This is a genomic window from Pseudomonas sp. GW822-FHT06D10, assembly GCF_058799535.1.
In genome coordinates this window covers 503844-522865 of sequence record NZ_JBXALN010000001.1, presented here as the reverse complement: position 1 = coordinate 522865, position 19022 = coordinate 503844, and the positions used below count along the sequence as shown (strand labels likewise).

Annotated in this window: 20 protein-coding genes; 7 read left to right on the top strand and 13 right to left on the bottom strand. The window is 60.7% G+C overall.

Going from position 1 to position 19022, the window contains the following annotated elements:
- Positions 1-67: 67 nt before the first annotated feature.
- On the top strand, positions 68-949 hold the full coding sequence (gene rarD / locus AC1RL5_RS02345) for an EamA family transporter RarD (protein WP_015635880.1): 882 nt from the start codon (positions 68-70) through the stop codon (positions 947-949).
- A 48-nt stretch (positions 950-997) separates the two neighbouring features.
- Here the strand turns inward: rarD and hpaR are convergent, their stop codons facing one another.
- From hpaR to AC1RL5_RS02330, 3 genes are all read right to left on the bottom strand, one after another.
- Positions 998-1420, bottom strand: coding sequence for a homoprotocatechuate degradation operon regulator HpaR (gene hpaR / locus AC1RL5_RS02340; RefSeq protein ID WP_011061668.1), 423 nt, complete (start codon positions 1418-1420; stop codon positions 998-1000).
- Positions 1421-1548: 128 nt separating this feature from the next.
- Complete coding sequence (gene hppD / locus AC1RL5_RS02335; RefSeq protein WP_011061669.1) at positions 1549-2625, bottom strand: 4-hydroxyphenylpyruvate dioxygenase; 1077 nt, start codon at positions 2623-2625, stop codon at positions 1549-1551.
- A gap of 251 nt (positions 2626-2876) precedes the next feature.
- Positions 2877-3833: a DMT family transporter gene (locus tag AC1RL5_RS02330; protein WP_093403529.1), complete on the bottom strand. Its 957-nt coding sequence runs from the start codon at positions 3831-3833 to the stop codon at positions 2877-2879.
- 85 nt (positions 3834-3918) lie between these two features.
- Between AC1RL5_RS02330 and AC1RL5_RS02325 the strand changes: the two genes are divergently transcribed.
- The 3 genes from AC1RL5_RS02325 to AC1RL5_RS02315 all read left to right on the top strand — a co-directional run bounded on the left by AC1RL5_RS02325 (position 3919) and on the right by AC1RL5_RS02315 (position 7027).
- Entirely contained in the window at positions 3919-4791 is an 873-nt protein-coding gene (locus AC1RL5_RS02325) for a LysR family transcriptional regulator (RefSeq protein ID WP_072450152.1), read from the top strand.
- Positions 4792-4879: 88 nt separating this feature from the next.
- A complete protein-coding gene (locus AC1RL5_RS02320) occupies positions 4880-6418 on the top strand; it encodes an EAL domain-containing protein (protein ID WP_072450151.1) in 1539 nt (512 codons plus the stop codon).
- A gap of 243 nt (positions 6419-6661) precedes the next feature.
- The gene (locus tag AC1RL5_RS02315; protein WP_015635884.1) at positions 6662-7027 is read left to right on the top strand and encodes a histone-like nucleoid-structuring protein, MvaT/MvaU family; all 366 of its coding nucleotides are present in this window, start codon (positions 6662-6664) and stop codon (positions 7025-7027) included.
- A 230-nt stretch (positions 7028-7257) separates the two neighbouring features.
- On the opposite strand, the gene AC1RL5_RS02310 is transcribed toward AC1RL5_RS02315, so the two are convergent.
- Positions 7258-7785, bottom strand: a complete 528-nt coding sequence (locus AC1RL5_RS02310; RefSeq protein ID WP_072450150.1) for a DUF4946 domain-containing protein — start codon at positions 7783-7785, stop codon at positions 7258-7260.
- 198 nt (positions 7786-7983) lie between these two features.
- On the opposite strand from AC1RL5_RS02310, the gene gloA reads away from it, so the two are divergent.
- Entirely contained in the window at positions 7984-8505 is a 522-nt protein-coding gene (gene gloA, locus AC1RL5_RS02305; protein ID WP_011061675.1) for a lactoylglutathione lyase, read from the top strand.
- Between the two features lie 172 nt (positions 8506-8677).
- On the opposite strand, the gene ahpF is transcribed toward gloA, so the two are convergent.
- From ahpF to AC1RL5_RS02290, 3 genes are all read right to left on the bottom strand, one after another.
- The gene (gene ahpF / locus AC1RL5_RS02300) at positions 8678-10243 is read right to left on the bottom strand and encodes an alkyl hydroperoxide reductase subunit F (RefSeq protein WP_053158939.1); all 1566 of its coding nucleotides are present in this window, start codon (positions 10241-10243) and stop codon (positions 8678-8680) included.
- A 124-nt stretch (positions 10244-10367) separates the two neighbouring features.
- Positions 10368-10931, bottom strand: coding sequence for an alkyl hydroperoxide reductase subunit C (ahpC, locus tag AC1RL5_RS02295; protein WP_011061677.1), 564 nt, complete (start codon positions 10929-10931; stop codon positions 10368-10370).
- A gap of 151 nt (positions 10932-11082) precedes the next feature.
- The gene (locus AC1RL5_RS02290; RefSeq protein ID WP_492588980.1) at positions 11083-12021 is read right to left on the bottom strand and encodes a site-specific integrase; all 939 of its coding nucleotides are present in this window, start codon (positions 12019-12021) and stop codon (positions 11083-11085) included.
- A 180-nt stretch (positions 12022-12201) separates the two neighbouring features.
- Between AC1RL5_RS02290 and AC1RL5_RS02285 the strand changes: the two genes are divergently transcribed.
- On the top strand, positions 12202-13209 hold the full coding sequence (locus AC1RL5_RS02285; protein WP_492588981.1) for a DNA-binding protein: 1008 nt from the start codon (positions 12202-12204) through the stop codon (positions 13207-13209).
- On the opposite strand, the gene gorA is transcribed toward AC1RL5_RS02285, so the two are convergent.
- Both gorA and galU read right to left on the bottom strand, forming a co-directional pair.
- On the bottom strand, positions 13210-14568 hold the full coding sequence (gene gorA, locus AC1RL5_RS02280; protein WP_492588982.1) for a glutathione-disulfide reductase: 1359 nt from the start codon (positions 14566-14568) through the stop codon (positions 13210-13212). It lies immediately after the preceding gene.
- Positions 14569-14698: 130 nt separating this feature from the next.
- Complete coding sequence (gene galU, locus AC1RL5_RS02275; RefSeq protein ID WP_011061681.1) at positions 14699-15538, bottom strand: UTP--glucose-1-phosphate uridylyltransferase GalU; 840 nt, start codon at positions 15536-15538, stop codon at positions 14699-14701.
- Between the two features lie 465 nt (positions 15539-16003).
- Here galU and AC1RL5_RS02270 point away from each other — a divergent pair, with 465 nt between their 5' ends.
- Positions 16004-16285, top strand: a complete 282-nt coding sequence (locus AC1RL5_RS02270) for a hypothetical protein (protein WP_011061682.1) — start codon at positions 16004-16006, stop codon at positions 16283-16285.
- Positions 16286-16299: 14 nt separating this feature from the next.
- Here the strand turns inward: AC1RL5_RS02270 and AC1RL5_RS02265 are convergent, their stop codons facing one another.
- From AC1RL5_RS02265 to AC1RL5_RS02250, 4 genes are all read right to left on the bottom strand, one after another.
- Positions 16300-16530: a hypothetical protein gene (locus tag AC1RL5_RS02265; RefSeq protein WP_011061683.1), complete on the bottom strand. Its 231-nt coding sequence runs from the start codon at positions 16528-16530 to the stop codon at positions 16300-16302.
- A 69-nt stretch (positions 16531-16599) separates the two neighbouring features.
- Positions 16600-17451 (bottom strand): c-type cytochrome, encoded by an 852-nt coding sequence (locus AC1RL5_RS02260; protein ID WP_373366096.1) that lies wholly within the window; start codon positions 17449-17451, stop codon positions 16600-16602.
- Positions 17452-17516: 65 nt separating this feature from the next.
- Complete coding sequence (locus AC1RL5_RS02255) at positions 17517-18167, bottom strand: c-type cytochrome (protein WP_072450143.1); 651 nt, start codon at positions 18165-18167, stop codon at positions 17517-17519.
- A gap of 298 nt (positions 18168-18465) precedes the next feature.
- On the bottom strand, positions 18466-18816 hold the full coding sequence (locus AC1RL5_RS02250) for a hypothetical protein (RefSeq protein WP_072450142.1): 351 nt from the start codon (positions 18814-18816) through the stop codon (positions 18466-18468).
- Positions 18817-19022 lie beyond the last annotated feature (206 nt).

Sequence of the window (19022 nt, the reverse complement as noted above, 5' to 3'; positions counted from 1 at the left end):
ATTCCCCCTCGCTCCACTCTCCCCTTCTTTTTGTGCATCCCGAGCGTTCGGGTTCTACGAGGACTGCGTGTCTAAAGGTATTGCGTTATCGGTTCTGGCGTCGGTGCTGTTTGCCGTCATGTATTTCTACACCTCGCTGCTGGCGCCCCTGACCGGGGTGGAGATCTTCGGCTGGCGGATGTTGCTGACCCTGCCCTGCATGACCCTGTTCATGCTGCTGGCCGGTGAATGGCATCGGGTCGACGAAGTGCTGCGACGGGTGCGCAGCAAGCCCGTGCTGGGCCCGGCGCTGCTGCTGTCGTCGGCGCTGGTCGGGGTGCAGCTCTGGCTGTTCATGTGGGCACCGCTCAACGGCCACAGCCTGGATGTATCCCAGGGCTATTTCCTGCTGCCGCTGACCATGGTCCTGACCGGACGCATCGTCTATGGCGAACGTCTGTCGCGGCTGCAGAAGCTGGCAGCGGTGCTGGCCTGCATCGGCGTGCTCAACGAGCTGTACCAGGTGGGCAGCTTTTCCTGGGCGACCCTGGTGGTGGCCCTGGGCTACCCGCTGTATTTCGTCTTGCGCAAGCGCCTGGGCACCGACCACCTGGGCGGCCTGTGGGTGGACATGGCCCTGCTGATGCCGGTGGCACTGTGGGTGGTGCAGAGCGGCGAACAGGGCATTGCCGTGGTCGCGGCCCAACCCTGGCTGTACCTGCTGATTCCCGTGCTGGGGGTGATCAGTGCCTCGGCGCTGGTGTGCTACATCATTGCCAGCCGCTTGCTGGCCTTCAGCCTGTTCGGCCTGCTCAGCTATGTGGAACCGGTACTGCTGCTGTTGGTGGCGCTGCTGCTGGGGGAAAGCATCAAGGCCGGGGAATGGCTGACCTACGTGCCGATCTGGCTGGCGGTGCTGGTCCTGGTGCTCGAAGGCGTACGCCATCTGCTGCGCCAGCGCCGGGGCTGAGCCCGGCTGCGGGGATATCTCGCGTGCATCAAGGCCTGCGGTACGGGCTCAGGGCTTGATCTGCTTCAGTTCGTTGAGCAGGGCCAGCAAGGCCTGCATCTTGTCTTCGCCGAACTGCTGCTGGATCTTCTGGTAGTTGATTTCCATGTCGCCGCTCATGGATTCGAAACAGGCCTGGCCCTTGTCGGTCAGGGTGATGAACAGGCGGCGCTGGTCTTCCGGAGACTTGCGCCGGCTGACGTACTGGTCGCGCTCCAGGCGGGTCAGCACGCCAGTCATGCTCGGCGGCAGGATGCAGGCCATCTTCGCCAGCTGATGGCTCTCCAGCTCGCCGTTCTGGCGCAGGATGCGGATCACCCGCCATTGCTGCTCGGTCAGGTCGTGCTGGTTCAGCGAGGGACGGAAAAACGCCATGGCGGCCTCACGGGCCTGCAACAGGGTCAAGGTCAGGGAAGGTCTGGGTGTGTTCATCGAGGCATCGGTCAGGGGCTGGGAATCGGGGGCGAAACATTAACACATTCACAATCGCCAACCGACAGGCAAAATAAAGCCCGACCAGAAACCTCCTGATCGGGCCTTGGACTCAAGCGTGCCGGGGCTTACTCGGTGGCGAGTACGCCACGACGCACCTGGTCGCGTTCGATCGATTCGAACAGCGCCTTGAAGTTGCCCTCGCCGAAGCCATCGTCGCCCTTGCGCTGGATGAATTCGAAGAACACCGGGCCCATCAGGGTTTCCGAGAAGATCTGCAGCAGCAGGCGCTTGTCGCCGGCTTCCGAAGAACCGTCCAGCAGGATGCCCCGCGATTGCAGCTCGTTGACCGGCTCGCCGTGGTTCGGCAGGCGCCCTTCGAGCATTTCGTAGTAGGTGTCCGGTGGCGCGGTCATGAAGCGCATGCCGATCTTCTTCAGAGCGTCCCAGGTCTTGACCAGGTCGTCGGTGAGGAAGGCCACGTGCTGGATGCCCTCGCCATTGAACTGCATCAGGAACTCCTCGATCTGCCCGGCGCCCTTGGACGATTCCTCGTTCAGCGGGATGCGGATCATGCCATCCGGAGCGGTCATGGCCTTGGAAGTCAGGCCGGTGTACTCGCCCTTGATGTCGAAGTAGCGGATCTCGCGGAAGTTGAACAGCTTCTCGTAGAAGCCGGCCCAGTAGGCCATGCGCCCGCGGTACACGTTGTGGGTCAGGTGGTCGATAATCTTCAGGCCCGCGCCCTTGGGGTTGCGGTCCACGCCTTCGAGGAACACGAAGTCGATGTCGTAGATCGAGCTGCCCTCGCCGAAACGGTCGATCAGGTACAGCGGCGCGCCGCCAATGCCCTTGATCGCCGGCAGGTTCAGTTCCATCGGGCCGGTTTCAATGTGAATCGGCTGGGCGCCCAGTTCCAGGGCGCGGTTGTAGGCCTTTTGCGAATCCTTGACCCGGAACGCCATGCCGCACACCGACGGGCCGTGCTCGGCCGCGAAGTAGGAAGCGACGCTATGGGGTTCGTTGTTGAGGATCAGGTTGATCGCACCCTGGCGATACAGATGCACGTCTTTGGAACGATGGGTCGCGACTTTGGTGAAACCCATGATCTCGAAGATCGGTTCGAGGGTGTTGGGGGTAGGCGATGCGAATTCGATGAATTCAAAGCCCATCAGGCCCATTGGGTTTTCGAAGATATCTGCCATGGTTGGCGCCTCATCATATTTTTAGAATTAACGGATCGTTAGTTACTAGCAATGCTGAGGAGGGACGGTGGCGCACAGGAGATACCGCGCACGCTGCGGGCGAGGAAGTCACCATAGATCAGTTGAAACCCGAGAATCTTCATTTCGACCCTGTCTTACAGGCTGGGGGGCGAGGCTTCTGCTGCCAGAAGACTTTATTATTGTATGCGTAACCGGATTCTACACAGCGTAAAAGCCTTTGTCCGCATTCTCTATAAAATCGCCTTTTTTGCCCCGCCCGCAAGGGGTTTGTTGCACTGGTAGATACCGCCGAGAATCAGCGCCCCGCCCACCCCCACCACCGGGCTCAACTGTTCTCCCAGCACGAGCGCGCCGAGGATCACCGCAGTCAGGGGATTGAGGGCGATGAATACACCGCAACGGGTGGCACCGATCCGCCGCAAGCCGTCGTAATACCAGATATAGGCCAGCGCCGAACCCAGCACGCCCAGGTACAGCAGGCTCAAGCCCTGGGCCAGGTTCAGGCGGGCCACCGCCTGCAGGTCGAACTCGCCACGGATCAGGGTGGCGGCGCAGAGCATCAGGGTGCCCAGGAGGATCGAGCAGGTCACGGTTTGCAATGAGCCCAGGCTGTGGTTCAGCCCCCTGGAGAACAGCGAATACACGCCCCAGCCCAGCACGCAGCCAAGAATCAGCAGGTCGCCTTGCCAGCTCCCGGCCTGCGCCGCCAGGGCCGAAGGGTCACGGCTGCAGATCACCAGGGCCGCGCCACAGAGGCACAGGGCAATGCCCAACAGCTTGCGCCGGCCCAGGCGCTCCTTGAACAGCGCCCAGGACGCCAGGGCAATCACTGCCGGGTTCAGGGCCACGATCAACGATGCCCGAGAAGCCTTGACCTGCTCCAGGCCGAGGAAGAAACACAGGTTGTAGAAGAAGATCCCGAAGAACCCCAATAGTGCCAGTTGGCCAAACTGCCTGAGGCTGGGCCGCACCAGGGGAATGCGCGCCACGGCCATGAAGCCGAGCAAGGCCAGGCTGGCCAGCAGGAACCGCAGGCTGGCGGCCAGCAAGGGCGAGAGCCCGCCGGCCAGGTAGCGCCCGGCAACGAAGGTGCCGCCCCAGATCATGGTGACTGTCGCCAGGCGGCTATACACCGCCAGGTCCCGGTATTCGCCCGCCAGGGGGCCGCTGATATTGCTTTCACTCATGGTCAAGACGCTCTGAGGCAATGGGTTTGTACTGCACGACCATTTTTTGTCTAATGCCTGATCATCGTAAAATGAGCTTTTACTCATGACCCTGACCCAGCTGGAGATCTTTTCCCTGGTGGCCGAACTCCAGGGCTTTACCAGCGCCGCCACGCGCCTGGGCATCACCCAGTCGGCGGTGTCTCATGCCATCAAGTCACTGGAGCAGGAGCTGCAGGTGGACCTGTTTCGGCGGCACCAGGCCCAGGTCGAACTCACCGACATCGGCACCCAGTTGCTGCTGCGCGCCCGGGCCATGCTCGGCCTGGCGGCGACCCTGGCCCAGGAAGCCGCAGATGCCCGGGGCATGAAGCGCGGCACCTTGCGCATCGGCTCGTTCGGCCCCACCTCGTCGATCCGCCTCCTGCCCCGGATTCTTCACGACTACCGCCGCGAATATCCGGACATCGAAGTGCATATCGACGAAGGCCCCGATCGCCAGGTCCTGCAATGGCTGGAAGAACGACGGGTGGACCTGGGCTTCGTGGTGCTGCCCCAGGAGCGCTTCGACACCGTGCCTGTGGTCGAGGACCAGTTGCTGGCATTGATTCCAGCCAGCCACGCCCTGGCCAGTGAAGCGCAACTGCGCCTGGACCAACTGTGCCATGACCCCTTCGTGCTCACCGAAGCCGGCTCGGCGGAGTTGGTGTCACGCCTGTTCATCGGTGCCGGCCTGCGGCCCAATATCCGCTACCGCAGCACCCAACTGCTGAGCACCCTGGAAACCGTGGCCCGCGGCGATGCCTTGAGCATCGTTGCCGAGTTGTCCCTGCCCCAGGCCGCGGACCCGCGCTACACCAACCGCCCCCTGGAGCCTGCCGTGCGCCGCCAAGTGGGGATCGCGATGCTCGACCGACGCCAGGCGTCGCCGGCGGCCCTGGCCTTCATCCAGCACGCGCAGCGCCTTTATCGACGGTAAAAGCCGGCTATCCTGCGATGATCAAGACAGCCGCAGGGGCCATGCCCCCGGTGCCATCCTCCCCCTCGCCCGCCCACAGGTCCGATCCATGCCCCTGACCGCCAAAGGTCCATTGAAGCGTTCTACCCGTACCTTCTGGACATTGCTGGCCATGCTTCTTCCCATCGGGCTCGGCACCCTCATCCTCTACGCCCAGGCCGAACGAACACTGATGCACAGCAGCCTGGAAACCGCCGAAGAGGCCATCCGTCAGTTCGACCTGATGCTCGACAACACCGACATCGCCGCCAGGGCGCTGCTGCCCCAGGTGGGCCGCGATTGTGATGAGGTCCGGCAACTGGCCCTGCGCGAACAGGTCACCCGCCGGCCGTTCGTGCGCTCGACCAACCTGGTGTGGCGCAACAACAACTATTGCAGCTCCCTGCTCGGCAGTTTCGCAGTCCCGCTCAACCCCCTGGACTACGTGGACGGCCGCCTCTGGCTGATGAGCGGCAACCCTGTCACCCCCGACACGGCCCTGCTGGTCTATCGCTGGAGCGAGGGCGATCGCGCCGCCCTGGCCACCATCGACGGCTATCACCTGACCAATGCCCTGCGCCTGATCAGCCGCTTCGCCGACCTGCAATTGCAAGTCGGCGGGCATTGGCTGTCCAGCGACGGCCGTGTCCACGAGGGCAGTCCGCCACTGGCGGCCGTGGCCAGCCAGCAACTGAGCTCATCGCGCTATCCCTACAGCGTCAGCTCGGGGTTTCCCGAGGGCGACGTGTGGAACTACATGAAGAGCCAGTACCCGGCGCTGTTCAGCCTGCTGGTGTTTTTCGGCGCGGCGGCGGGCGTACTTGCCCACTGGCTGCAAAAGCGCTCCGCCTCCCCCACCCACGAGCTGCAACGGGCACTGGGGGCCCAGGAGTTCATTCCGTACTTTCAGCCGGTGGTGCGCGGGGACACCCTGGCGTGGGCCGGCATCGAAGTCCTGATGCGCTGGCAGCATCCGAAAGAGGGGCTGGTACGCCCGGACCTGTTCATCCCCTTCGCCGAGCATTCGGGGCTGATCGTGCCCATGACCCGCTCGCTGATGCAGCAGACCCAACAAGCCCTGGCGCCCCATGCCGCGCACTTTACCGACGGTTTCCATATAGGTATCAACATCACCGCCAGCCATTGCCACGACCTGCAGTTGCTGGAGGACTGCCGGGAGTTCCTCGCCGGCTTCCCCCCAGGCAAGGTGATCCTGGTGCTGGAGTTGACCGAACGCGAACTGATCGAGCCCACGACCACCACCCACCAGCTGTTCGCCGCCCTGCACGAACTGGGTGTGATGATCGCCATCGACGACTTCGGTACCGGGCATTCCAGCCTGGGTTATCTGCGCCAGTTCAATGTGGATTATTTGAAGATCGATCAGAGTTTCGTCGCCATGATCGGTGCCGACGCACTGTCCCTGCATATACTCGACAGCATTATCGAACTCTCGGCCAAACTCGATCTGGGCATTGTCGCCGAAGGTATTGAAACTGCGGAACAGCGGGATTATCTAGCAGCTAAAGGGGTGGATTTCCTGCAAGGTTATTTATTCGGACGGCCCATGCCCAGTGCCGAATTTGTTGCAGCCCTGGCGCGCCATTAAATAGCCATACCCGAACAAAAAGTGCTGGATCTAACAACTCGGGGCTTGCACCAATTTGAATCAATTGGTCAATTTCGCATTTAACAAGAACAACCTGATTTACTCTTGATGCATTAACTACTACAATTTTTCCCGCCTGTACAAGATTCACAGGTAGGCCACTTAATCGAGCCTTAATCGGCTCATGGCTTATAGCTTTGTTTGTGGTTTGTATCAGCCAAATAGACTATTGGAGTGAAGATATTGTCCAGACTTGCTGAGTTTCGTGCTGCAGAAAAAGCACTTCAAGAACAGCTCGCGCAGCTTGAATCCCTGAAAAACGACGCCGGACTCAAGAAGGAAATCGAGTTCGAAGAAAAGCTCCAGGCCCTGATGAAGTCCTACGACAAGAGCCTGCGTGACATCATCGCCATCCTTGATCCCAACCAGGGCAAGGCCGGCCTGCCACAGGCCAACGCCCCCAAGCAGCGCCGTGCCCGCGTGGTCAAGGTCTACCAGAACCCGCACACCGGCGAACTGATCGAAACCAAAGGCGGCAATCACCGCGGCCTGAAGGCCTGGAAAGAACAGTACGGTGCCGCCACTGTGGATTCCTGGCTGCGCGCTTGAACAAAGCCGCACACCGAAAAAGGCCCTGCATATGTAGGGCCTTTTACATTGAATAAGAAAATTCTTATTACGACTTGCATCTAAGGGAAGAGCCGAGCGAGATCCCACCCCTCTCCCTAGCTGATACATCGTGCAATAACGCCTGATTCCCAAGCAACTTCAGGCTTAATGCCTTTTCGCTAACGAACGGGTAACCCGCAGAAAGCGAACCGATTGGTTCAGATTTTTCCTTAAAGTTTAAGGCCGTTTCGTACAGCGAGTATTTCATCCTGGCTCTCGGCAAAAGCCGCAGCCTGGCCGGCGTATGAAAGTACATAAGCCTTATCCCCATTCAGTGCCGCCACCAATGTCTGCGAGAGCACATGCCGGCCATTCTGGGTAATGGTGCAAGTAGTTTCCAGCGCCTCGAGACGACTCAACTGCGCGGCATGAATCTTGTTACAGACACTCTGATAACCGCCCAGGGCAAAGTCCTTTTGCACCGACTTGCGCATCTCCAGCAATACCCCCTGCAGATTGACTACATGCCCACTGTCTACCTGAGTCATGGTCAACTCCATGACCATGAGTGGATTGCCAGCGGTATCGCTCTTGACCGCTCTCTGCCGGGACACCTTGGCGGCCTCTTCGCCTTCTTGGGCCGGCAGCGGCTCCACCGTCCAGCCCTGGGGCCAGGTCACTTGCGGCTCGGCCTCTGCAACACCGGCCAGCGCCAGTAGCAACAAAGCTGCGGTGCGGAACTTAAAAGACTCGATCATGCGTTTGCACACTGAGGTAAAGGGGCCTGGAAGTCTGAGCCCGGCGCCAGGAATGGGCAATAGATCAGGAGCTTTGGGTTTGGCGCCAGCCGACCCACTTGCGTATCATTGCCCGATCCCAAGGATGTCCGAACCATTGCCAGCCAAGGCTGCTTGCCCCGGCAAGCAGTCTTGGCCGCACTTTCTTCTGGAGGGCCCATGAGCCTCAACGAACTCAATACCTTTCCCGGCGTGACCGCCCAACCGGATGCGGCCACTGCCCGTTTCGTGTTCAACCACACCATGTTGCGCGTCAAGGACATCACTCGCTCCCTGGACTTCTACACCCGGGTCCTGGGCTTTTCCCTGGTGGAAAAACGCGACTTCCCTGAAGCCGAGTTCAGCCTGTACTTCCTGGCCCTGGTGGACAAGGCACAGATCCCGGCAGACGCTGGCGCGCGAACCGAGTGGATGAAGTCGATTCCCGGCATTCTCGAACTGACCCACAACCACGGCACCGAGAACGATCCAGCCTTCGCCTACCACAACGGCAACAGCGACCCGCGCGGCTTCGGCCACATCTGCATCTCGGTACCGGACATCGTCGCCGCCTGCGAGCGCTTCGAAGCCCTGGGCTGCGATTTCCAGAAGCGCCTGAACGATGGCCGGATGAAAAGCCTGGCCTTCATCAAGGACCCGGACGGCTACTGGGTCGAGATCATCCAGCCAGCACCGCTGTAAACCTATGCAGGTGCGAAGCCGGCCTGTGTAGAAGCTGGATTGTCAGCACTCCCCTTCTCAAGGGCGGCGCAAGACCCAGCGGCCACTTCAGCGACAAGCCGGTGCCTGTGAGCACAGCAATAAAAAACCCCATGAGCCAGGCTCATGGGGTTTTGTTTTTCTAAGCGACCGATCAAGCCGGTGCTGAGGTACGGATCAAGTGATCGAATGCACTGAGGGAAGCCTTGGCGCCCTCGCCCACGGCTATCACGATCTGCTTGTAGGGCACCGTGGTGACGTCACCCGCAGCAAATACCCCAGGCAGCGAAGTCTCGCCGCGGGCATCGACGATGATCTCGCCACGAGGCGACAGCTCAACGGTACCCTTGAGCCAATCGGTGTTGGGCAACAGGCCGATCTGCACAAAGATGCCTTCCAGGTCCACCGTGTGGAACTCGCCCGAATCACGGTCCTTGTAGGCCAGGCCGGTGACCTTCTGGCCGTCACCCTTCACCTCGCTGGTCAAGGCGCTGGTAATGACTTTGACGTTGGGCAGGCTCAAGAGCTTGCGCTGCAACACCGCATCCGCCCGCAGCTTGCTGTCGAACTCCAGCAGGGTCACGTGGCTGACGATACCCGCCAGGTCGATGGCCGCTTCGACACCGGAGTTGCCGCCGCCAATCACCGCCACACGCTTGCCCTTGAACAGCGGGCCGTCGCAGTGCGGGCAGAAGCACACGCCCTTGGCCTTGTACTCCTGCTCACCCGGCACGCCCATCTCGCGCCAGCGGGCACCGGTAGCCAGGATCACCGACTTGGCCTTGAGGCTGGCGCCGCTTTCGAACTGGATCTCGTGCAAGCCGCCGACTTCCTTGGCCGGCACCAGGGCACTGGCCCGCTGCAGGTTCATGATGTCCACGTCGTACTGCTTGACATGCTCTTCCAGGGCGGCGGCCAGCTTCGGCCCTTCAGTTGCCTGCACCGAGATGAAGTTCTCGATCGCCATGGTGTCCAGCACCTGGCCACCGAAACGCTCGGCAGCCACACCGGTACGGATGCCTTTGCGAGCGGCATAGATGGCTGCCGAAGCACCCGCTGGACCACCGCCGACCACTAGCACGTCGAAGGCTTCCTTGGCGTTGAGTTTCTGCGCCTGCTTCTCCACCGCACCGGTGTCGAGCTTGGCGAGGATTTCCTCCAGCCCCATGCGCCCCTGGCCGAAGTTCACGCCATTGAGGTAGACACTGGGCACCGCCATGACCTTGCGTTCATCGACTTCGGCCTGGAACAGCGCGCCATCGATGGCCACGTGACGGATGTTGGGGTTGAGCACCGCCATCAGGTTCAGCGCCTGGACCACGTCCGGGCAGTTCTGGCAGGACAGCGAGAAGTAGGTTTCGAAATTGAACTCGCCCTTGAGCGAGCGGATCTGCTCGATCACCTCGGTACTGGCCTTGGATGGATGGCCACCTACTTGCAGCAGGGCCAGCACCAGGGAAGTGAATTCGTGGCCCATGGGAATACCGGCGAAACGCAGGCTGATATCACTTCCCGGGCGATTCAACGAGAACGAAGGCTTGCGCGCGTCGCTGCCGTTATCGAGCAAGGTAATCTGGTTGGAAAGACTGACAATGTCTTTGAGTAACGCGAGCATTTCCTGGGATTTCGCACCGTCGTCGAGGGAGGCTACGATCTCGATCGGCTGGGTGACCCGTTCCAGGTAAGACTTCAACTGAGCTTTAAGATTGGCATCCAACATACGGGCGATCTCCTGTTTTGATTCGGTAGAAAAAACAACGCCCGAGCGAATCTCGCCCGGGCGTTGTTTGAGGGCGGTGCAGCTGACTTAAGTGCGGATCACCGCCCTTGGGTAATGCATGGACTTAGATCTTGCCGACCAGGTCCAGGGACGGAGCCAGGGTGGCCTCGCCTTCTTTCCACTTGGCTGGGCAGACTTCGCCTGGGTGAGCAGCGACGTACTGAGCAGCCTTGATCTTGCGCAGCAGCTCGGAAGCGTCACGGCCTACACCACCGTCGTTGATTTCAACGATCTTGATCTGGCCTTCAGGGTTGATCACGAAGGTGCCACGGTCAGCCAGACCGGCTTCTTCGATCAGCACATCGAAGTTGCGGGAGATGGCCAGGGTCGGGTCGCCGATCATGGTGTACTGGATCTTGCCGATGGCTGGCGAAGTGTTGTGCCAGGCAGCGTGGGCGAAGTGGGTGTCGGTGGAAACGCTGTAGATCTCGACGCCCAGCTTCTGGAATTCGGCGTAGTTGTCGGCCAGGTCTTCCAGCTCGGTTGGGCACACGAAGGTGAAGTCAGCCGGGTAGAAGAACACGACAGACCATTTGCCTTTCAGATCGGCGTCCGACACTTCGACGAATGCGCCGTTTTTGAATGCGGTAGCTTTGAAGGGTTTAACTTGGCTGTTGATGATAGGCATCGTTGACTCTCCATCAGTGGTTGAGAACATTGGGTGAAAACTTGATGGGGAGAATCCTAACCAATGAATCGCCCCTTGGCTCATTGGCAAACCTGATGCTGTCGATTGGTTTTGACTATCAGCCAACAGTATTAATAGAAGAAACCTTAATCTACTGCTGTACCGGCTTCTCGCCGATGCGCGCCATGCCCATGAACGGGTTGGCCTCGACGTAGCGCATGGCGGACTGCATGTCCTTCCAGCCGACATAGCTCATCAGTGATTTCAGATCCCAACCGCTGCGGTGCGCCCAGGTGGCGAAGCCCCGGCGCAGGGAATGGCTGGTGTAGTGTTCGCCAGCGATACCGGCACGCTCCAGGGCTTGGCGCAGCAACGCGATCACGCTATTGGCATGCAACCCCTGCTCGCTCAGTTGCCCCCAGCGGTTGATGCCGCGAAACACCGGCCCGCGCACCAGCGCCGCGCTGTTGATCCACTCGATATAGGCCTGCACCGGGCACAGGCGCAGCAAGGCCGGGGTGTGAAAGGTCCGCCCAAGGTTGTCACGGTCACTCTTGCTGCGGGGCAGGTAGAGGCTGATGCCCGACCCGGCCACCGCTTGCACATGCTCGATCTGCAAGCGGCACAGCTCATCACTGCGAAAGCCGCGCCAGAAGCCCAGCAAGATCAGCGCCCGATCACGCCGGGCACGTAACAGATCCCCCTGGCGCTGTTCAGCTGCGGCACTCGCCACCTCCTCATCTAGCCAGGCGACGACCTGTTCCAGGTGCTGCAGCTCCAAGGGTTGCGCCTGTTTTTCCTGTACCGGGTGCAGCGCACGGATGCCCTTGAACACCTGGCGCACCACCGGTGCCTTGGTCGGGTCGGCAAAGCCCTGGCTGCTGTGCCACTGGGCCAGGGCCGACAGGCGCAACCGCAGGGTATTGATCGACAGCTCACCGGCATAGGTGGCCAGGTAGCGGGCCACGCTTTCGGCCGTAGCCGGAAGGAAACCGCCCCACTGCACTTCGAAATGCTCGATGGCCGCCCGATAGCTGCGACGGGTGTTGTCGCGGGTGGCGGCTTGCAGATAACGATCCAGCTCGCTCATGGCAGCTCAACTCAGGCAAATGTACGGCGATGGCTGGCGAAAACCGCCCTCAGCGCCTATCACACGGGGTAATACCATAATATCCCATGTCAGTTTCAGGCTTTTGATAAATTCACATCTGCTGTACAATTCAATGTAATTACATACCACGTAACACAGTACTAAATCGTCGGAGGATGCATGGCTCGCGGAGGCATAAACAAGGCGGTGGTGAAGAAAGCGCGTCAGGCGATTCTTGCCCGCGGCGAACACCCCAGCATCGACGCAGTACGCATCGAAATGGGTAATACCGGCTCGAAAACCACCATCCACCGCTATCTCAAGGAGCTGGATGACGGCGCCAGCCGGCGTGACAGCGGCCCTGCCCCCCTGGACCAAGAACTGGGTGAACTGGTGGGGCGCCTGGCGCAACGCCTGCAGGAGCAGGCCCAGGAACCCCTGGAGCAAGCCCTCGCCCACTTCGAAGAACAGAAGCAGGTGCTGGAACACCAGTTGCACGAAGCCCACCAGCTTCAGGAGCAGTTGCAACAGCAGTTGCAGATTCAGGCCAGCGCCCTGGCCGGGGAAAGCGCCGCCCTGCAAGACACTCGCTCCATGCTGCAGAGCGAACAGACCCGCAACGCCGAACTCAACCAGGCACTCAAGGGCCTTGAGCTGCGGCTGGAGGACAAGGAGCAGCAGATCCACTCCCTGGAGGAAAAGCACCTGCATGCCAGGGACGCCCTGGAGCACTACCGCGCGGCCAGCAAGGAACAGCGCGAGCAGGAGCAGCGCCGCCACGAAGGGCAATTGCAACAGATCCAGATGGAGCTGCGCCAGGCCCAACAGAGCGCGCTGGTACGCCAGGACGAGATCACCCAACTGCATCGCGATAACGAGCGCCTGCTCAGCGAACAGCGCGCCATCCACAAAGAGCTCAAGCAAGCCCAGGATGCCGCCAGCAAGAACTCGGCGCTGCAAGCCCGCCTGAGCGAACAGGTCGCCCGCCAGGACAGCGAAAGCACCCTGCTCCAGGAACGCCTGCGCGTTGCCCAGGAAGAAGTTCAGGCACTCAAGGAACAAACCAGGAAACAGGCTCGATCGAGCAAGGAGATGGAGTTGCGCGCCACCAAGGCCGAGGCCGGCCTGGAGGCGTTGCGCCTGGCTGCTGCCACCAAGGCCCAGCCAGACGCACCTGCGAAGGTTTGATCAGCCCGCGACAGGCGTACGCATGGTGACGAACTCTTCGGCGGCCGTCGGGTGCACGCCGATGGTTTCGTCGAAGTCGCGCTTGGTCGCCCCCGCCTTCAGGGCAATTGCCAGGCCCTGAACGATTTCACCGGCATCCGGGCCGACCATGTGGCACCCCAGGACCTTGTCGCTGTCGGCGTCCGCCACCAGCTTCATCAGGGTGCGTTCCTGGCAGTCGGTCAGGGTCAGCTTCATCGGCCGGAAGCGGCTCTCGAAGATCTGCACCTTGTGCCCCGCTTCTCGCGCCTGCTCTTCGGTGAGGCCGACGGTACCGATGTTCGGCAGGCTGAACACCGCCGTAGGAATCATCTGGTAATCCACGGGACGGTACTGCTCGGGCTTGAACAGGCGCCGAGCCACGGCCATGCCCTCGGCCAGGGCCACCGGCGTCAGTTGCACGCGGCCGATGACATCGCCAATCGCCAGGATCGACGGCTCACTGCTCTGATACTGCTCGTCCACTTCGATGAAACCACGCTTGTCGAGCTTCACGCCGGTATTCTCCAGCCCCAGGTTGTCCAGCATCGGCCGGCGCCCGGTGGCATAGAACACACAATCGGCGGCCAGCTTGCGACCATCCTTGAGGGTGACCTCAAGACTGCCGTCGGCCTGCTTGTCGATGCGCTCGATGTCGGCATTGAACTGCAGGCCCAAACCACGCTTGGTCAGTTCCTCCTGCAAGTGCTTGCGCACTGCACCGTCGAAACCGCGCAGGAACAGCTCACCGCGATACAACAGCTGGGTATCGGCGCCCAGGCCATGGAAGATCCCGGCAAACTCCACCGCGATGTAGCCACCGCCCACCACCAGCACGCGCTTGGGCAGCTCCTTGAGGAAGAAGGCCTCGTTGGAACTGATGGCATGCTCACGCCCCGGGATATCCGGGATCTGTGGCCAGCCGCCGGTGGCAATGAGGATGTGCTTGGCGCTGTAGCGCTGGCCGTTGACCTCTACCTGGTGCGGATCGATCAGCCTGGCGTGGCCTTCATGCAGGGTCACGCCGCTGTTGACCAGCAGATTGCGGTAGATGCCGTTGAGGCGATTGATTTCGCGATCCTTGTTGGCGATCAGGGTCGCCCAATCGAAATTCGCCTCACCCAGGGACCAGCCGAAACCCGAGGCCTGCTCGAAGTCTTCGGCGAAGTGCGCGCCGTACACCAGCAGCTTTTTCGGCACGCAGCCGACGTTGACACAGGTACCGCCCAGATAGCGGCTTTCAGCGACCGCGACCTTCGCGCCAAAACCCGCCGCGAATCGCGCACAGCGCACACCGCCGGAACCGGCACCAATTACATAAAGATCAAAATCGTAGGCCATTTCACTCTCCCAGGCAGGCTGACAAGCATAACCGCAGATGGCGATCGGGTCAGCGCAGAGGTCTACATAAGGGCGACAAATGAAAAAGCCACCCGAAGGTGGCTTTTCCGAAAAACCCGTGCAGCGGCTATCAGTAAGCCTTGCCGGTCTTGTAGAAGTTCTCGAAGCAGAAGTTGGTTGCGTCGATGTAGCCTTCGGCACCACCGCAGTCGAAACGCTTGCCCTTGAACTTGTAGGCCATCACGCAACCGTTCTGCGCCTGCTTCATCAGGGCGTCGGTGATCTGGATCTCGCCACCCTTGCCCGGCTCGGTCTGCTCGATCAGGTCAAAGATGTCCGGAGTCAGGATGTAACGACCGATGATCGCCAGGTTCGACGGTGCGTCTTCCGGCTTTGGCTTCTCGACCATGCTGTGAACGCGGTAGATGTCGTCACGGATCATCTCGCCAGCAATCACGCCATACTTGTTGGTTTCCTGCGGATCGACTTCCTGGATGGCCACGATCGAGCAGCGGAACTGCTTGTACAGCTTGACCATCTGGGTCAGTACGCCGTCGCCTTCGAGGTTGACGCACAGGTCGTCCGCCAGTACCACGGCGAAGGGTTCGTCACCGATCAGCGGGCGGCCAGTCAGAATGGCGTGGCCCAGGCCTTTCATTTCGGTCTGGCGAGTGTAGGAGAACGAGCACTCGTCCAGCAGCTTGCGGATACCGACCAGGTATTTCTCCTTGTCGGTGCCCTTGATCTGGTTTTCCAGCTCGTAACTGATATCGAAGTGGTCTTCGAGGGCGCGCTTGCCGCGGCCGGTCACGATGGAGATTTCATTCAATCCGGCATCCAGCGCTTCTTCAACGCCGTACTGGATCAGTGGCTTGTTCACCACCGGCAGCATTTCTTTAGGCATGGCTTTAGTCGCTGGCAGGAAGCGAGTACCGTAACCGGCTGCTGGGAACAAGCATTTCTTGATCATATGAGTCCTTAAAAAGGCTGTGTGTACGAGTTTCGGCGCAGTCTAATGAGGGCGCGAGCGCCTTACAATGCCCCGCGCTGGCTAACCGCTGCCATCATAGAGAAATAAAGTGACGGATAGTTCCGCAGCATCCTCCAGATAGCCTGCCAGGTAAACCTCCATCACCGCGCAGCGCTTGTAAACCGGCACCTGCACAGGGTTGCCGGAATGCCCCAGGCATCGACCAGGCACACCCTCGACTCAACGGCCAAGGCAGGTCATCCAGACTCCATGATGGCACCGTTTTCGCCCTGGCGATGTTCACCCGCAGGCACCACAATCCCCTCACCCAGAGGGGCTGCGGCACTTTTGCAGGCCCGCGGAGGACTAAGGTGACGTGCTGTACCGAAATGGCCATTAGCTATAGCATCGCCACTGGCATGCACGGTCACTTCACCCCCTCCCCCTCAGATGACGAAATCCCCCATGAACAGACTTTTCACTGTTACCGCAGTACTGGCCCTGAGTGGATGTGCCACCGCCTCCAATACCTACCTGGCCAATGGCGAACAAGGCCTGAGCATCGATTGCTCTGGTGAGGCCAGCTCTTGGGCCAGCTGTTACGAGAAAGCCGAGGCGTCCTGCGCCGGCACCGGCTATCGGATCGTCAGCACTGTCGGCACGCCCGCCACCAAGGAAAGCGACAAGACCCTCGGCGTCGATGTTGGCAATTATAAAAGCCGCAGCGTGGTGGTGGTCTGCAAGTAGAAGGCGCACGCCCTCTACATATGAATTTCGGCAAACTTGATGCCCAGACCTCGAATGGTTTCGATCAGGTCGTCGAGACGGCAGAAAGATTCCACCTCGTCGCTGTCGTCCACCAGAAAATAGCTGCGCCCGGCGCTCTTCTTGAAAAACACAATCCATTCCCCTGAATTGGCCGGGTTCTGGATCACGTGGGTGGCAGAGATCAAGCCCTCTGCATGCTTTGCCCTGACATCTTCCCGCTTCATGCTTTCTCCCAAAAAATCGATGCCGCCCAGGCGTGAGCCCGGGCGGCACCGGCAACAATGGGCGCTAGTTTATCGGATGCCCTGGCCTATCAACACGCCTTCTACCGTCTGACCGTACAAATTCACCCCATCATTGGCGTGGAACTTGACCCGGGTCTTCTCGATGGAACCCTCCACCAGGCGCGGGTCCTGAGGCCGCTCGTGGCTGTTGACGAACGCCGCCACGTCCCAGGCCTGCTGATCGCTCAGGCTGCCGCCCTTGCCCAGAGGCATGTTGTGCTTGATGAAGGACGCCGCAGTATTGATCCGGTGCATCCCTGCACCCCAGTTGTAGGAATCCTTGCCCCAGAGTGGCGGCATTACGTAATCCGCACCGGCCTTCTGGCCCTGGCCGTTGTCACCGTGGCAAACCGCACACTGCGCCTGATACACCGCCGCACCCTGCTTGAGGTCGTAGCCTTTGGCGGGCTGCGCCACGTCGGGATACCCACGCCCAGGCAGCTCGACGCCCAGCGGCGCCTTGCTCGCCAGCCAGTAGGCATACACCGACAGCGCGGTAATCTGCGGACTGTCCGCCGCCGGCGGCTTGCCACCGTTCATACTGAACTGAAAACAGCCTTGCAGGCGCTCGGCAAAGGTATTCACCTTGTCGTTCTTCTTGCGATAGGCCGGGTACATCGGGTACGCGCCCCACAGTGGCGCCGAGTTGGCCAGGCGCCCCTGATCAAGGTGGCAATTGCTGCAATTGAGGCCGTTGCCAACGAACTGCGGCGCCAGGCGCTTGGTATCGACGAACAGGGCGTAGCCTTCGCGTACCAGCTTGCCGTAGGCGTTGTCCGGCAGCTCGCTTTCAGCCGGCGGCTTGAAGTACTCGACATGGGCGGAAGCGCTCGGCGCCGGGATCTGCGACTGGTCCTCCATGGCGATGGTGGCCGCCTGGACCTGGATCGCGAGCAGGCTCAGCAGCGCCCCTGGAATCAATAGTTTCATGGGCGCGCCTCCTGGGAGTTCAAGGTTGCAAAGTAGTCCGCCACGGCAGCCACTTCTTCGGCGCTCAGGGATTTGGCGATGTGCCCCATCAAGTCATTGGGGTCGTTGTGGCGGGTACCTTCACGCCAGGCGTTGAGCTGTGCCACCAGGTAGCTGGCAGGCTGCCCGGCCAGGGGTGGGAAGGCGGTACCGACGCCCACGCCGCCCGGTCCGTGGCAACTGACGCACTCGGGCACCTGTCGTTCCCAGGCACCACGCAGGGCCAGGCGCTCACCGACACCGGTGGCCACCTGGCTACGGCTGACAGGAACCAGCTTGGGCGCGGGCATGGCGGCCAGGGTCGTGGTGACCGCGGTGATTTCCTCTTCACTCAAGACCTTGGCCAGGGGTTGCATCACAGGGCTGGTGCGGGCGCCGCTGCGAAAGTCGTGCAACTGCTTGCTCAGATAGCCCGCTGGCAACCCGGCAAGGCGTGGAAACCCGGCCGGAGCCAGGCCCATGCCATCGGCGCCATGGCAGGCCAGGCAAGCCGTTGCCCCTGGCTGGGCGCCTCCCTGGGTAAAGACTTTCTGCCCCTCCACGGCATGGGCAGTTTGAACCAACAGCAGCATCAGGCCACTCAATAGCATTCGATCCAGTGGGATCATATGGACTCCATTATTCTAGTTATATGCTTAGACCTGCATGGCATAAGCACACAAATAGTAGGTCAATTGATCCACCGGGACAACGCGAAATTGCCCCGCGCCTATCGAATACCGAACAGCAAAACAAGGTTTTACCAGGCGAAAAAAATGCGGCTAATCGCCGCGGTACAACAAGGCTTCTACCCACGCAAAAGCAGCCCCGGGCGGCGCTTGGCGGCACTACCCGGGGCCTGGGGCAACGTCTGGAGAAGGGATGCAAGCGGGTAACCGGGGACGGTCACCCGCATGGAGCAACGGCTCAGCCGGAGATACAGGACTCACCGGCCTTGCGCACATCCTGAGGGCGCAAGGGGTTGTTGCTCATCTGTTCGTGCAGCTTGATGCTGCTGCCGCCGGAACGCGCTTCAATATAGAACACCGCAGCCGGGGCCGGCGACAGGCTCTGGGGCACTAGTACCCGAAAGCCGTCCTTGTGTGGCTCGACCTGCAGCGCGCCGCGGCTGCCGGAGAGTTTGTCGGTCAGGCACTTGGCGTATTCCTGAGGCTTCTTGCCGGAAATCACGCTCAGGGTTGGCGGCGTCTGGTTGATGTCCGAGACGCTTGCGCAACCGCCGATGGCCAAGACCAGAACCCACACCCAGCGCTTCATGTAAAAACCTCCAATAAAGTCCCTCCGACAGCAAAGGCGCTGTTTTTCTCCGGAGGCACGGCTTTATCGCCGATAAAAATCCAAATAACTGTTTTAAATTGTCAAAGCTCGACGCCGGGGCCGAATAATACTCCTTTGGGCCTGATAAACTGCACCACCGCCCACGCAAACGTTTTTTGCTTTTGTAGCTATAGCCCTTCTGGAGG